The following is a 15,918-nucleotide window of genomic DNA, read 5'->3' on the forward strand; positions in this document are numbered from 1 at the left end:
GCGGCCACGCTGATATTAAAGCGCACAATGCAAAAAGACGAATGGAACAGCATTGTTCTCCCCATATCGCTCACCGCCGCCCAAGTGAAAGCCACATTCGGCGAAACGGCCAGGCTATCGGCATACCCGCATCAGTCTTCTACACTGAGCACCCGCATCGACTTCACAAAGGTATCGCTAGATAACGATAACGCCATCGCTATCGAAGCCAATAAGCTATACTTGCTGCGACCCACAAAAGAACCAACCGTAACTTCCACGGCCGCTCCATACCGCAAATTGGTAAAAGATGTGGGATGGGTTGAAGTACAAGCTCCCTATTACATTATCAACAACGTTACACTCGACACCAATCCGCAAACCTTGCCCAATTACTCAAACGGCATTCTGCGCGATCCTTCCACTCCATCAACCACAACCGACGAACGGCTACAATTCTGCGCATCGCTCTACAACCAAACAGCGAAAGTAGTTCCTGCTCACTCGTATGTTCTTGGAAAGAGTGCCAAGTCTAACAACAAGTGGCTATGGCATTTTACACAAAACCCAATGCCGGTCAAAGGGTTCCGTGGTTGGATTGCCACAGGTTCAAACACCCAATCTAAGGCATTTAACTTCTTTGTTGATGGCGAAGAGATTGGCAGCACGTTCGACAACACAACAGACATAACGAACACCTTGGTGCAGCCCAACAGCGACTTGTTTGCCACTCCAAGCAACATCTACTCCGTAGACGGAAAGCTGGTGCGGCCAAATGCCACCTCTATCGAAGGATTGCCAAAGGGCATCTATATTGTAAACCATAAGAAGATAATCGTAAAATAAACTTAGGGAGTATGAAAAAGCAAGTTTACACAAAGCCAAACAGCATCGCAGTATATTTTGATCTCGACGAACTACTACGTGCACCAGGTGCATCGCGTTTCGACAACGACGGCGATGGCGACAGCGACCCAGGCCTCATTGTGCCAGGCGACCCGGACGAGATTGGCGCCAAACCAGGCTTTGGTTGGGGGTGGGACGAAGAGGAATACATGTAACCCGCACTTCCGAACTTTACCTGTGATAACAAATTAGACCGTTTTTCCTTACATAAGCAACGCATCCCCACACAAGGGGTTATGCTCCTCCCATCCGCAAGGCTCAACATCGGGCGTTGCGGATGTTTTTTCTTTTAAAAAGGCTGACAATATTCAATAGGCACTTCTAAACATACAAACACCCATAATCCTCGTTTTTATACCTGAATAACAAGATTGCATACAAAATCACTCTTGCAATCCATATTAGAATAAAGGTTATTCAAATCGTTATTTGCAACAAGCCAACCACGAAGTGGTGGCTTAGCACAAGAACCGTTGATTTGTTCTTTGTTTTATTCAAAATGGAACTTGTCCTGCTCTAACCCACCCATATTTGCTAACTCGCTCGTTTGTTTAGCTGCCCACTTCTTCACTAAAATGCCTCTTAATCTGTTCGTTTATTAACCAATAAACTTGTCAAATTTTCTAATAATATCGCCCATAGGTGTTGTAAAGACAACAGAAAGTTAGTAACTTTGACCCGACAAAACTAGTGTTTCGGTTTATTCCGGCAAGCGATGGTGGGCAATTTGCTTATCTTTTTGAGTGAGAGACGCCCCTTGCTGACTCGCTAACTTGTGAACTAGTCAACTCGTTAACAGATAAACTTGTTAACTGGTCTACTCGTCAACTGGTTAACTTGTCTATTTGTTAACTTGTCAACTGGTTAACTGGTTAACTGGTCAACCCGTCAACTTGTCAACTAACCAACGCCCCTTGTCAACTAAAAATACCATTTCTAACTAACAACATGTAATTATGAAGAGACAAATTGAATTATCAGTATTGTGGGTGGTTCTCGTTTTAGGATTTCTTGCCCACACTTTGGCCGATGTAATGCCTGCATTTTGGGGCGAGAGCATCGTGGCAATGCCTACTTCCACCCATTTACGCGAACTTATTGCCCTTATGATGGGAATTTGTTACACGCTACCCGTACTCGCAATCTTTCTAGCTTTATGGGGAAAACACAAGGTTTGGCGCGTGATACACTCCATTTTAGCTTGCCTTTTCGCTTTGTTCTGCCTACTTCACATGCTCGAATGGCTCGACCAATTCAATCCTGTGCAACTTACCATCATGCCCTTAATGGCCATTGTTGGCATTATCTTGGCCGTAAAATCCATTAAGTATGTTCGCGAGAAACCATGTGTTGAGAGCGGGGCAGACGACAATGAGGAGGAAGAAGACGAGAATGTGGACAATGAGGAAGAAGAAAATAAGGAAGAAGAAAATAAAGAAGAAGAAAGCGAAGAAGTAAGCGAGGAGAAAGAAAAGGAGGCAGAATAAGTGGATGAGTAAACGAGTTGACAAGTTGACAAGTTGACAAGTTGACAAGTTTATGAGTAGACAAGCTTACGAGTTGATGAGTTGATGAGTTTACGAGATAACGGGTTGGTGAGACAACATATTTACGAGCTGACGAGTTGGAAGGCGCGCCCATCTTAGGTAACTGGTCAATTGGTCAACTTGTTAACCCCTCCACTCCTCCAACCTTTTTCGCCCTCCTAATACAGCAACAGCATCCCTGCAACGGCAGCATAGCCAATCATGCGTATGGGATTAATCTTTAAGAACTTCGTTCCTGCGAATGTAGCGGCGAAAAGGAAGAGGCTAATGCCAAACTGCCAGGGGTTGATGGCGGGCGAACTGAAGTTCTCTTCTGTCATTAAGAGCAGGGCGGCAGCAGCAAGCAGCCCTACAACGGCAGGGCGCAGGCCAGCGAACATGTTCTGAACAACGGGCGTGTTCATGTATTTCATAAACATCTTACTGATAAGTATCATTAAGATAAGCGACGGCAGCACCAACGCAAAAGTGGCTGTGGCACTGCCCAGCATAGCCATCCACGTGTTAAACCCTGCGTTGTGAGTGGCCGTATAACCGCAATAAGTGGCCGCATTGATACCGATGGGGCCTGGGGTCATCTGTGAAATGGCGACGACATTGGTAAATTCGGCCGACGAAAGCCATTGATGATGGATAACCGTCTCGGTTTGTATGAGCGACAACATGCCGTAACCGCCACCGAAACCAAATAGTCCGATGAGGAAAAACGTATAGAAAAGCTCGATGAAAATCATGTGATGGTTTTGTTTGTTGCTGGCTGAGGGGGTAGGTGTTTGCGGCGCAAATGGCGTTGTATTTACACCGCAACCGTTCTAATTCTCGTTGTGCGAACCCTCTGTGGGCTTGATAAACTGACCATAGAGGAAACCGCAAAGGGCTGCACCGATGATGATGTAGATGGGGTTGACGCCCATAGCCCATATAAGCAAGGCGCAAACAACGGGTATCCAAAGGGTGCTTAACGTGATGTGGGCACTCTTGGCCAAGTTGAATGTGGGAGCTGCAATGAGTGCCACCACAGCTGGACGTATGCCACGGAACGCTGCTGCCACCACGCTGTTGTCTTGAAACTGATGAAAAAACATCGCGATTAGCAGGATGATGAGAAACGAAGGCAGGGCTGTGCCGATGCAAGTGCATAGGGCACCGCGTAGCTTACGCATCTTGTAGCCGATGAAGATGCTGACGTTGACGGCGAAAACACCTGGACAACTCTGCGCTATGGCAATGAGATCGAGAAACTCTTCTTTCTCAATCCATTTGTTCTTGTCCACCACTTCGGCCTCGATAATAGGTATCATGGCGTAACCGCCACCCAAAGTGACCATCCCTATCTTAAAGAATGTGCGAAAACTGTTCCAATATATCGACATGTTGTTGATGAATTAAAGCCTCACCCCCATCCCCCCCCAGAAGGAGATGGGGAGATATGCCTTGTTAAAGGTGAAAGGGTGAAAGGGTGAAAAGGTGAAAGGGTGAAAGGGTGAAAAAAAGGCTAACGCCGCCTATACATGTGGTTTAACTCCTTATCTACTGAGCTATTGGCTTAACACCTTAACTCTTGATCTATAGAGCTTAACTCTTTATCTGCTGGGCTATTGGCTTAACCCCTTATCTCCTGAGCTGTTGGCTTAACTCCTGAGCTGTTGGCTTAACTCCTTAACTCCTTAACTCCTTAACTCCTCTTATACTTTCAACTTACTTTCCACCCATTCCCTTGCGTTCACGAAGGCCTCAATCCAGGGCGTAACCTCGTCTGATTGACGTTTGCGCGGATAGTAGGCGTTCTGCCAAGGGAAGATGGAGCGTTCCAAATGGGGCATCATGGCCAAGTGCCTGCCGTCTGCCGAGCAGATGCCTGCCACATTATAGTCCGACCCGTTGGGGTTGCCTGGATACTCGGCATAGTTGTATTTGGCAACGATGTTGTATTTGTCTTCTGATTCGGGCATATAGAACCTACCCTCACCGTGAGCAACCCATATACCTAGTTTACTACCACTGAGCGAGTGCAGCATAACGCTGTTGTTCTGCGGAATGGTTAGTCCCACGAACGAACTTTCGAACTTACGCGACGTGTTGTGGGTAAGGTGCGAGCGGTGGCCGTGTTCGGGATTGATGAGGTTTAGCTCAACCATAAGCTGACAGCCGTTGCAGATACCCAGCGAAAGCGTGTCGGGACGTGCATAGAACTTGTCGAGTGCCTCTTTGGCCTTGGGGTTATAGAGGAATGCGCCTGCCCAACCCTTGGCCGAACCAAGCACATCAGAGTTTGAGAACCCGCCGCAGAACACAATCATGTTCACCTCTTCCAGCGTTTCGCGCCCCGAAATAAGGTCGGTCATGGCCACATCCTTCACGTCAAATCCCGCCAGATAGAGGGCATAAGCCATTTCGCGCTCACCGTTAGTACCCTTTTCGCGGATGATGGCAGCCTTAACACCCGACGGTTTGCGGCGGTCGGCACTGATGCCATAGCCACTTAGCTTGCCTGTAAAGTCGTCGTTGAATTTCAGTTCAATGGGTTGTTTCTTATAATTAAGCCACCTTTTCTTGGCCATGCCGTTGTGGCTCTGCATCGTGTCTAGGCGATAAGAGGTGCGATACCATGTTTCGCGCAACGAGTCGATGTCGAAAACAAACTCGTTTCCTCCCTTCTTCACCACCAACGTGCGACTGTTTGGCACCGAATAGCCAATCTTGGTGTAGCCGACACCCTCGTCTTCGAGATATGTGCGCAGGTCGTTTCGATGGTCGTCGCTTACCTGTATCACCACGCCGGGGTTCTCTGCAAAGAGGTTTTTCACCACATCGTCGCCCGCCAGGTCGTGTAAGTTAAGGTGCATGCCGCCCTTTCGGTTGGCAAAAGTCATTTCTAGCAACGTGGTTATCAGTCCACCAGCCGAAATGTCGTGGCCAGCCAATATCCATCCGCGCCTAACCAGTTCTTGAATGGCATTGAAACAGTCGGCGAAATATTCGGGATTGGCAACCGTTGGCACGTCGTCGCCAACGAAACCAAGGCTTTGTGCAAAAGCACTTCCGCCCAAACGCTGTTCATCAAACGAGAAGTCGATGTAGTAGAGCGATGAGTTCTTGTCGTTAACAAGTACCGGCGAAACCACCTTACGCACATCCGACACCTCGGCACCGCTGCTTACGATAACCGTTCCGGGTGCGATAACCTTTTGGCCATTGGGATATTGCTGGGTCATTGAAAGCGAATCCTTGCCTGTTGGTACGTTAATGCCCAGCGTACAGCAGAAGTCGCTCAGTGCCTCAACAGCTTTATAAAGGCGCGCATCTTCTCCTGCCTGCGACCTACAAGGCCACATCCAGTTGGCCGAAAGGCTTACGCCGCCCAATCCGTGGGCTAATGGTGCCCATACAAGGTTGGTTAACGACTCGCTAACGGCCAAAACCGAGCCTTTCTCGGCCGATGCTAAGGCCGCTTGCGGTGCATGTCCGATGGCGGTAGCTATGCCAGAGCGTCCGCGATAGTCAAGTGCCACCACGCCACAATCGCTCAATGGCAGTTGAATTTCGCCTTGTGTCTGTTGGCGAGCCACCTTACCCGTTACCGAACGGTCTGCTTTGTTGGTGAGCCAATCTTTACAAGCCACGGCTTCGAGTTGCAAAACGCGTTCAATGTGCGCCGTAAGTGCCTCTTCGCCCAACTTGTTTTTATCGGTCTCGCAGCCTATTGGTTCATATTCAACGTTTTGATAATGGCGTTCAACGGTGTTGTCTACCATTACCGTCTTGGGCGAATGGCCAAACATCTGCGCCACGTCAAGGTCGAAAGGTTTAGTGCCGTCTGCTTGTTTGAAGGCGAAGTGGGCATCGCCCGTAGTCTCGCCCACCACATAAAGCGGTGCCCGTTCGCGTTGGGCAATCTCCCTTACGCGTTCGATATGTTGCTCGTCGATAAGCAGGCCCATACGTTCTTGGCTCTCGTTGGCGATAATCTCTTTGGCCGAGAGTGTTTTGTCGCCAATGGGCAGTTGGTCCATGTTAATTTCTCCACCACATTCTTCCACAAGTTCGCTAAGGCAATTCAAGTGTCCTGCCGAACCGTGGTCGTGTATTGATACAACGGGGTTATCTTCGCTTTCTACCAATGCGCGCACAAGATTATAGGCACGCTTTTGCATTTCGGGGTTAGCGCGTTGTATGGCGTTAAGTTCGATGCCGTTAGAATATCGGCCCGTGTCTACCGACGAAACCGAACCGCCGCCCAATCCGATGCGGTAGTTGTCGCCGCCAACCACCACCACCTTGTTGCCTTTTTGTGGTTCGCCTTTCAGACAATCGCGCTTTGTGCCGTAACCCACACCGCCTGCCAACATGATAACCTTGTCGTAAGCGTAGAAAGGTTCGTTGGCAGAGTTGTCTGTTTCGGCCTTCTCCTGATGCTCGAAGGTAAGAACAGAACCCGTGATAAGGGGTTGACCAAACTTATTACCAAAGTCGGACGCACCGTTAGATGCCTTGATGAGTATCTGTTCGGGCGATTGATAGAGCCATTGACGTACAGGAAGTAGCTTTTCCCAATCGCGGCCGCCATCAAAACGGGGGTAAGCCGTCATGTAAACGGCTGTTCCAGCGATGGGCCACGAGCCTACACCGCCACCCATACGGTCGCGAATTTCGCCTCCCGTGCCCGTTGCAGCTCCGTTAAAGGGTTCTACCGTGGTTGGGAAATTGTGGGTTTCGGCTTTCAACGAGATAACGCTCTCGATGTCCTTCACCTCAAAAAAGTCGGCTTTCGATTGGTCTTTGGGTGCGAATTGCTCCACCACAGGACCTTGTGCAAAGGCAACATTGTCCTTATAAGCCGAGAGAATGTTGCCTGGATTTTCGGCCGTGGTGCGCTTAATCATGGCAAAGAGCGACGATTCTTTCTCTTCGCCGTCGATAACAAACGTTCCGCCGAATATCTTATGGCGGCAATGTTCGGAGTTGATTTGGGCAAACCCGAATATTTCAGAGTCGGTTAGCGGTCGGCCCAATTGCTTTTCTATGTCGTGCAGGTAAGCCATCTCGTCCTTAGAGAGTGCCAACCCCTCCTTTTCGTTATATTCTTCCAGATTGTCCACGTGCCTTACGGGTTCTGGTTGCCTGTCAACGCAGAACACTTCTTGGCCAATACCCTCGTACATACGTTGCAACATGGGGTCGTAGTCGGCGTTTCGGCTGGCCACGGGGAAGAATTCCTCAATACGCGAAATGCCGTTAAGATTCATGTTTTGGGTAATCTCAACGGCATTTGTGCTCCACGGTGTCACCATTTCGCGGCGCGGCCCCACGTAAAAACCTTCCAGTTCTTGGGTGTCCATCAGCGTTGCGTCGCCATAAAGCCAGGCTAGCTTAGCCATTTCGTCGTCGTTCAGTTGGTGGTTCACCTCTGTGGCAATCACCGTTTCTTTCTGCGTCTTGAAAAAGAGAATCATCGTTGTTACCTTTATTTTTGGGATGGTTATGTGAATACACTTACTTTTCTGCCTGTTAGCCTGCGTTTTTATTCGCTTTTGTTGGTGTGCAGCGTGGGGGCTGATGCAAAAAGCCGTTCGCCGCCATGCCTTTGGCTTGCTGTTGTTTACCTAAGCTTTGCGCTTGCCCTGCACATTCCTCTTGCAAAGTTAGCGTTTTTGCCTTATATATAAGGTGTGGGCGGCGTTGTTTTTTCAGTTATTTAGTATTAATGCCCACTTTTGTATGTTTATGGCCTAGCGTTTCACTGTTTTGTGGCTCGCCGGCGTGCATGCTGCAACAAGGGGGCGTAAAGCCGTTTCGCGCCGAATTACCCCGTTTTGCGTTTGCTTAACACAAGAATAAACACCGAAGTGATGATGAGTATAAAGCCAATGACGATGGGCAGGGTGAGTGGTTCGCCGAAAAGGAGTATGCCTACGCACATGGCCGTCATGGGTTCGAAGGCGCCAAGCACGGCTGCCATAGTGCTGCTTATCTGTTTTAAGGCCATGATAAGCGTAACGTTGCTCACGGCTGTGGGCACAAGGCCCAACAAAAAGAGGTTGACGAGCTGGCTGCGCGTGTCTATCGGGTCGATGCGCCCGCGTGTAAAGGTGGCGTAGAGGGTGAGAATGAGCATCGCGAAGAAGAAAATGTAGAACGTTAGTTTCAACGAGGGCATCTGCCTGATGCGCATTCGGGGAAAGATAACCATGTAAACGGCATAGAGAAAGCCTGAAAGCAGAAGTAGGAAAAGGCCTGTTAGCCCCTCCATACTGCCGTGGCCGTCGAGTATTCCCGAAAGAAAAAACACACCTGCAACGGCTATGCCGATGGCAATGGCTGTGGTAAGCGACAGCCGTTCGTGCAGAAACAGCACCGAAAGGAGCAATGTCCACACGGGATAAGAGAAGAGCAAGGTGGTGGCAATGCCGCTAGCCATGTAGTTGTAACCTTCGATAAGCGCGATAGACGACACGGCATACATTGCAGAGAGCAACAAAATGCGCAGGAAGTCGCCAAAGGCAAGCCTCATGCGCGTGCGGTGAAACATCAGCATGCCCAGCATGGCCAGGCAACCGAAGGCGTAACGGTATATCAAAACCGAAGTGGAGTGCATGCCCGTGGCAAGCACGGGGATGGCGAAAAGGGGGATTAGCCCGAATGTGATGCCAGAAATGCTGGCATTGAGGAAACCTTTAACTGTGGTTGACATCGGAAGAGAAGTTGTGGGGGTAATTGTGTTACGGCGTGTCTTGACGCCTGGTTTCAAGTGCGCTGGCCCTGTACCTAAGTCCAAGCGCTTACTTTTTAAGCCCCTATGTGTAAATGTATATCCTGATGAATGTTGGCCGAATGTTAAGGCGGATTCTAAAAATTACCTTTGCTGTATTTTTAGCTTTTAGCTGAACATGTTTTGCTTACTGACTTGAAGGAGCAAAGTGAACTATGCAACTGAAAGAGAAAACAAAAGATGCCAGATAAAAGCGAAAAGACAGCGAAGAGCAATACAAGGAACAACAATTGAACCTTTGCGGTGAATATTTAGAACATGCCTGAATGTAAAACCTGCCCCAAGGCCGTTATGGGCGTTGGGGCAGGTGTGGGTATGTTGCATAGAAGAAGTTTTATTTTCCTTCTTCGGGTGCTTTGTCGATAAGATCCATAAACTGGTCCAGTTTCGGCGTGATAATGATTTGCGTGCGGCGGTTGCGCTGTTTGCCAACTTCGGTGCCATTGGTGGCAACGGGATTAAACTCGCCACGTCCGCCAGCGGTAAGGCGTTTGGGGTTAACGCCATAGCGTGTTTGCAGATATTGTACCACGCTCGATGCGCGCAAACAGCTTAGGTCCCAGTTGTTGCGAATGTTTTCGCGGTTTATGGGCACGTTGTCGGTGTTTCCTTCTACAAGCACATCATAGTCTTGATAGTCCATAATTATCTTGGCTATCTTGCTAAGCGTTTCGGCTGCACGGTCGTTTATTTCGTAGCTACCGCTCTTATACAGCATGTTATCGGCCAATGAGATGTAAACAACGCCTTTAAGCACGCGTACGTCTACCTCCTTAAGCTCCTCACGACTGAGCGAACGCGTAAGGTTGTTGGTGAGCACCATGTTAAGCGAGTCGCTTTTGCTCTTCACCTCAACCAAATGGCGTATGTATTGGTTGCTCTCGTTAATCTGGTCTACCAGCTTAGAAATGTTCACGTTGTTGGCCGAACTGTTGTTGAGGCTCTTGTCTAGCGAGCCTTGCAGTGCGGCATAGTCGCGTTTTTGTTGTGCCAGTTGTTCTTCCAGCGACGTAACCCTGGCTTGACTGGCGGCAAGTTGTTCGCGAGTTGAACGATAGCTTTCGTTCAATTCCCTGTTTTCTCTTTGGCAATTGTCCAAGTCTTTCTTGCTAGCACAGCTCGAAACAACGACCACACTGGCCAATAGCGCAAGCTGCACGATGTTCTTCTTTTTCATATCTCTCCTTAAATGTTGATTGATTATCCTGTGTCTTTGCGGCACTTTGCGTGTACAAAGTTACGAATATACTTTACATTAACCTTAAAATGCGTGCCCGTTTTTGGTATTATTAACGGCAGAGAAAGAGGAGGGGTAAAAAATGGACAAGGAGAAATGGTTTTAGAGATTACGTCCTGACCTGCGTTTGGGGCTTAATTCGTACACAGAGGTGCAGAGGACGGAGGTTTTTCTACATACAAGCAGGCAGAAGACACGGTACTTAGGGCATGCGGCAAAAGCGTACACAGCGAAAGAACACCTTCATTTTCTTATTTCCAAAGGACACATGCTCCTCTCCTCCCCAACATTTCCTAAACGCAAAGCCTTATCCTTAAAGCAATGATGGGGCTAACATCCATGTGTTCTGCGCCTCCTACGTGACCTTAATTGCGCATCAATGTTGTGTAAGTGCGTTCCAAATTCAAGTTCTTATTGGCCATAAGCCGATTCGGGATAAGCATCAATCAGTTCGCGGTAGCTGGCGTAATGATTGATTCTTATCCCAAACTGGCGTAATACTTTAAATTCGAAACATGAAATCAAAAAAAGATTCTTATGTTAGGGATTTAATGAGATGGACGTTTATTCTATTAACTTCCCATGCTTTTTGAGTATGGAGAGAAACGCACTCCATTCTGCAGCCCGTTTGTCTTTCGCTTCCTTAATGGCTTCATTCGCTTTTGCATATTGACTGTCGTTCTCAATATGGCGTGGATAGCAGTCGCTCAGATAAAACTTACCCGACTCATTTTCGGAAACTAATGATAAGTCTGTGAATATTTGACTGTTAACAGGAGACACAAACGTTGAAATACGAAGTAAAACCTTGTCATACGAATGTACTTCTATGTTGCGATAAATCGGGAAGAGCTGATTTGTAGGCTCAAAGTCTTGGAAAACAATCTCGCGGGTCTGCACGTTGAAAGACTTGATGTTGTCAAGCGTAAAGAGGTACGGGGTTAAATGAGAAGATTTTGTTCTGCGAGTTGTTCCCACTGCAAACAATTCAGCCTTTGACCCTTGTTCGGCTGGAGCAGAAACTTGATTATCCCCATTGGTGCAACCAATGAACAACAAAGAAAGGACGAACACTTGTAATAAGCATATACTCTTTTTCATATCAGTACTTTTTTAGTTGACTTTTATAAATCGTTTTTACGAAAACAAATCACCAGATGATGTACTTTTTAATATGTACATGAACCATCAATCTTACAAGGATAAAATGGTTGTTTAAGGACAAGCACCTTGTGCGAACACCTGCATGCAACTAAGCAAGGTGCATGCAAGGCACAGGCAGCCTCTTTTCATCATTTTCAACTCTGTAAATTGTTACAAGGTAAATAGTGCTCCAAATATAGCACTTTTTATCGACATTACAAAACAAATACGGCATTTTTATTGAAGTAGTCTTGACTTTTAACAGGCCTATAACCTAAGAGGGGGTTGTTATCTTCGTGATGGCAGCACAAGATAAACGCTCTTCTCATTATGCGAAGGGCAGGACAAATTAACCCACTGGCCTTATAAACTCACGAAAACCCAACAACTCCCGAACACGTCAAATCATCAGCTTACCAACTCACCTACTCATCAACTCATCAACTCAAAAACTCAAAAACTTAAATTCGTTATTTTTATTTTACAAAACCGCTCTAATTTTCATCCCATTCTAGCGAAAATATGGGGTATAAAGTGGGCAAATTGGCACTATTTTCGGCCTTTCATGCCTCATACTCTGTCTATTTTTAAGCACAAAACCTGCATTTTGCACCATTTTGCCTTTCTAGTTTGGTTGCCAACCCATTATTTTTTACGCCCAATTATCCCCTTTCAGCACCTAAAATGCCACTTTTTAACGGTCATTTTGCCCTTTTCAGTCCTATTTTTGATGGTTCGAAGAGGCTATTTTCGTACCATTGCAGTGTATTTTTATGCGTATCGTTAGGCATTTAGCAGCATTTTGCCTTGCATTTAGTACCAAAACACCTTGCGTTTTGCACCAAAATGCGCTGCGTTTTGCACCAAAACGCACTGTGTTTTGCACCAAAATGCACCGCATTTTGCACCAAAACGCAATGAATTTCGCAGAAAACAGCCCGAAGTCTGCTGCAAGCTGCGGTTTTATGCAATGTGCATTCATTTTGTATGCACTTACCACAAATCCCTTTTTGCATCAAAACCAACCTTCGCGAGAATCGATTTTTTGCGGCAAGGTGGGCGATTGGTAGACAAAAAGGGCACTCATAGTGTTAAAATACGTACTGAAATTTGGACAGATCTTAGTGTATCAGCTTACCAGTTAACGAATGAATCAGCTGATAAGTTTACCGTTTAACGATTGGAGTAGTTAACAAGAGGATTAGCTGATAAGTTAATGAGCGGGCTACTCAACTCGTTAAGTCAGGAACTCATCAACTGATAAACTTGTTAATTGATAAATTGGTTAACTGCTAAACTCGTCCACTTGTCAACTTGTTAACCGGCAATCTCACTCTCTTGTCCTCTCGCCAACTCGTTAAGTTGTTAACTCGCCAACCCGTTAACCTGTTCTCTCGTCAACTCGTTAACTGATAAACTCACTCTCTTGTTCTCTTGTCAACCCATTAACTTGTCCTCTCGTCAACTCGTTAACTGGTAAACACGTCAATTCCTTTAATATTTGTTCATGTTGTCGTTAATGGCATCCGATGCAAAGAGAGAGAAGATGTTCATGTCGGCGTCTTCAATGCTTAGCTTGTCCATTTCTGGGTTTAACCTAAACACCACATACGAACGAACCAGAGCGCCGTGTTCGTTCTTGGCCCTGAAACTCACTTTGAAAGCGTAGCCAAGAAACTGACTTTTAAACTTTTTCTGCTTTTTCTTGTATTCTTCGAGTATGCGCTGGCCGTCTGCAAGCATCTTTTGTGCCTGCGGAACGGTTTTCACCGACTCCGAATAGCGCGCTGCCGAGTCGGTAATTTGTTTCACCTTGTCTAGCATATACTGTGCCTCGTTAGTGGCTCTAAATTCAGAAAAGAGCGAGTCTACCCTGCCCCGCTCCACCAATTGGTACGAGCGTGGGTCGTTAAGGTTCTTTCGCATAAACTCCTCGGTTAGCTTATCGGCTTGTTTTTCCTTGTTCTCGCACGACGTGAAGGTGAGGGCGAACAGCGAAATGAACAACAAATGAAGTACTCTTTTCATCCTCTGCTGGTGGTTTAGGTGAGACGTGCGTGTGGCACGTCTTTCTTTTTCGCACACAAAGGTAGTAAAAATGCCCTTAACGCACAAGCCTTGCACGCTAAATTGGCACAACAATCAGCAGCCTTTACCCACATTGGCTGATGTGGCTCTGTTGATGCGGCATCGGGTTTGTGGCCAAACTCCACCCAACCTAAGCGTTGGACACGTGCCATCGGCGACTAGTGGCCCCACGTTAAAAGCCGGAACGAAGTTTTAGCACTTGCCCACTGGGTTTGTATTTTTACGCTTTTCTTTTCTTATTCGTAGGATGTTTTAGGTTACATTGCCTTACTTTTATAGTTTTGTTTTAATTACGAAGTGTTCGTAATTTATTGTTATATACACCGAAAATCAATCGTTTAACTTTATTTAAAGCTTAATTCCTTGCTTTGTTTACGAAAAGTTCGTAGATTTGCAGTGTGAGTTAAACGTTACATAACAATGAAGATAGAGAAGCTTTCAATTCAAGAAGAAGAGGTGATGCGTTGTGTTTGGCAATTGGGTAGGTGCAACATCAAGGCCATTGTCGAACGGTTGCCATCGCCTGCACCGCCTTACACCACGGTGGCATCGGTTGTTGGCAACCTCAAACGCAAGGGGTATGTGGCGGCACAACGTAAGGGCAACGGCTTTGAGTACGTGCCTGCCGTTAAGGAAAAAGACTATAAGCGGCACTTCGTGTCGGGATTTGTGCGCGATTACTTCAGAAACTCGTTCCGCGACATGGTTTCGTTCTTTGCACAAGAAGAAAAAATATCGCCCGACGAGCTGAAAGACATTATCGACGAGATAGAAAACGGCGATGTGGCAAAGGTGTGAACACGGTATTATATCGCGTGCCATCTCGCTTTCTATGCGCCTATTTAAGTGGGCATCGCCCTTTTACCTAAGGGTTTTGGGCAAGTCCATTTCGTTATCATTACCTAAATTACTCTAGCAAATTATACCCATGTTGACGTATCTGATAAAAGCAAACGTTGTGTTGGTGGTGCTTTTCGGGTTCTACCAACTCATTAGCGCAGGCGACACTTTCTTTAAATGGCGGCGCCTGTCGTTGCTCACAATCTACGTGCTGTCGCTGTTGCTGCCCGCGATAGACCTCTCTGTGCTGGTTAACGAAACGGCACCGCTGGGCAATATCTTACCGCGCATGGCCTATAACCTGCCCGAAGTGACGGTGCAACCCACACACGACAACTTTGATTGGCAGCAGCTAGCCGTTTGGCTATACACTGGCGTGGCCTTAGCTTTGCTTTTGCGCGTGTTTTGGCAGGTTGTTGTGGTGTGCAGGTTGGCACAGCGCAGCGAACGCGCAACGTTGCACGGCACAGCGGTTTGTTTGTTGACAGGCGATTACAGCCCCTTTTCATTCTTCCGTTGGATATTTGTCAACCCTGGCGACAAGACGCCGTCGCAGGTTCAACAGATACTGACACACGAACAAACACACGTAGCGCAGTGGCATTCGGCAGACGCGTTGCTGTCGCAACTCTTTGTCGCCGCCTTTTGGTTCAACCCTGCGGCGTGGCTTATGCGCCTGCAAGTGCGCAACAATCTTGAATATCTGGCCGACCGCTCGGTTATCAATGGCGGAACGGACAAAAAGGCCTACCAATACCATTTGTTGGCAGTGGCCTATCGAACGAATGTAGCTACAATAACTAATAATTTCAATGTATTACCCTTAAAGAAAAGAATTAAAATGATGAATAAGCAAACATCCAATCCGTTGGCACGCTTTAAGTACTTGCTTTTCGTGCCGTTGGCCGTCGCTTTGCTGGCGATGAATAGTACCGCAATGAGGGCGAATGTGCAGAAAAAGGTGGTGAAGACCACCAAAGTCACGAAGAAAACAAGTGCAACCGACAAGGTGTATGAGGTGTGTGAGCAGATGCCTACCTTCCCTGGTGGGGATGCTGCACTGATGAAATACCTTTCGGAGAATGTGAAATACCCCGCTCTTGCCATAAAAGCCCAAGAGCAAGGCCGCGTTGTGGTTAGCTTTACAGTAGAGAAGGATGGGGCAATATCCGACGTAAAGGTAGCCAGGACGGTAACACCTTCGCTCGATGCCGAGGCGGTAAGGGTGGTAAAGGCCATGCCTAAATGGACTCCTGGTAAGCAAGGCGGCCAACTTGTGCGCGTAAGGTATAACGTACCTGTGTCTTTCAAATTAAATTAAAGAACAAGTAAGGTTGACAAGTTAATGAGTTGACAGGCTAACGCGGGGGGCAGGTTAGTGGTCTACCCCACCTCCTTGTTGGCTCGTT

General features: G+C 47.3%; 11 protein-coding genes and 1 pseudogene. 5 read left to right on the forward strand and 7 right to left on the reverse strand.

Translation table 11 applies throughout. The features are described from left to right. From BN93_RS14885 to BN93_RS14895, 3 genes and pseudogenes are all read left to right on the forward strand, one after another. Window positions 1–825 (forward strand): annotated as a pseudogene (locus BN93_RS14885) (adhesin); the annotation flags it as partial. A gap of 11 nt (window positions 826–836) precedes the next feature. Beyond that, window positions 837–1,040: a hypothetical protein gene (locus BN93_RS14890; protein WP_019189084.1), complete on the forward strand. Its 204-nt coding sequence runs from the start codon at window positions 837–839 to the stop codon at window positions 1,038–1,040. Window positions 1,041–1,841: 801 nt separating this feature from the next. Then, complete coding sequence (locus BN93_RS14895; RefSeq protein WP_044261057.1) at window positions 1,842–2,372, forward strand: hypothetical protein; 531 nt, start codon at window positions 1,842–1,844, stop codon at window positions 2,370–2,372. A gap of 218 nt (window positions 2,373–2,590) precedes the next feature. Here the strand turns inward: BN93_RS14895 and BN93_RS14900 are convergent, their stop codons facing one another. From BN93_RS14900 to BN93_RS14935, 7 genes are all read right to left on the reverse strand, one after another. Beyond that, window positions 2,591–3,166, reverse strand: a complete 576-nt coding sequence (locus BN93_RS14900; protein ID WP_019189086.1) for a chromate transporter — start codon at window positions 3,164–3,166, stop codon at window positions 2,591–2,593. 78 nt (window positions 3,167–3,244) lie between these two features. Further along, a complete protein-coding gene (locus tag BN93_RS14905; protein ID WP_044261059.1) occupies window positions 3,245–3,805 on the reverse strand; it encodes a chromate transporter in 561 nt (186 codons plus the stop codon). A gap of 312 nt (window positions 3,806–4,117) precedes the next feature. Continuing rightward, complete coding sequence (gene purL, locus BN93_RS14910; RefSeq protein WP_019189088.1) at window positions 4,118–7,885, reverse strand: phosphoribosylformylglycinamidine synthase; 3,768 nt, start codon at window positions 7,883–7,885, stop codon at window positions 4,118–4,120. A 350-nt stretch (window positions 7,886–8,235) separates the two neighbouring features. Next, on the reverse strand, window positions 8,236–9,123 hold the full coding sequence (locus BN93_RS14915) for a DMT family transporter (protein ID WP_019189089.1): 888 nt from the start codon (window positions 9,121–9,123) through the stop codon (window positions 8,236–8,238). A gap of 412 nt (window positions 9,124–9,535) precedes the next feature. Next, window positions 9,536–10,378, reverse strand: coding sequence for an OmpA/MotB family protein (locus BN93_RS14920; RefSeq protein ID WP_019189090.1), 843 nt, complete (start codon window positions 10,376–10,378; stop codon window positions 9,536–9,538). A 624-nt stretch (window positions 10,379–11,002) separates the two neighbouring features. Further along, a complete protein-coding gene (locus BN93_RS14925; protein WP_019189091.1) occupies window positions 11,003–11,539 on the reverse strand; it encodes a hypothetical protein in 537 nt (178 codons plus the stop codon). Between the two features lie 1,536 nt (window positions 11,540–13,075). Continuing rightward, on the reverse strand, window positions 13,076–13,609 hold the full coding sequence (locus tag BN93_RS14935) for a hypothetical protein (protein ID WP_044261070.1): 534 nt from the start codon (window positions 13,607–13,609) through the stop codon (window positions 13,076–13,078). 480 nt (window positions 13,610–14,089) lie between these two features. Between BN93_RS14935 and BN93_RS14940 the strand changes: the two genes are divergently transcribed. Continuing rightward, window positions 14,090–14,467, forward strand: coding sequence for a BlaI/MecI/CopY family transcriptional regulator (locus tag BN93_RS14940; RefSeq protein ID WP_019189094.1), 378 nt, complete (start codon window positions 14,090–14,092; stop codon window positions 14,465–14,467). Between the two features lie 130 nt (window positions 14,468–14,597). Then, a complete protein-coding gene (locus BN93_RS14945) occupies window positions 14,598–15,830 on the forward strand; it encodes a M56 family metallopeptidase (RefSeq protein ID WP_019189095.1) in 1,233 nt (410 codons plus the stop codon). Window positions 15,831–15,918: the final 88 nt, after the last annotated feature.

This window comes from Prevotella conceptionensis 9403948 (genome assembly GCF_000312305.1).
Classification (GTDB): domain Bacteria; phylum Bacteroidota; class Bacteroidia; order Bacteroidales; family Bacteroidaceae; genus Prevotella; species Prevotella conceptionensis.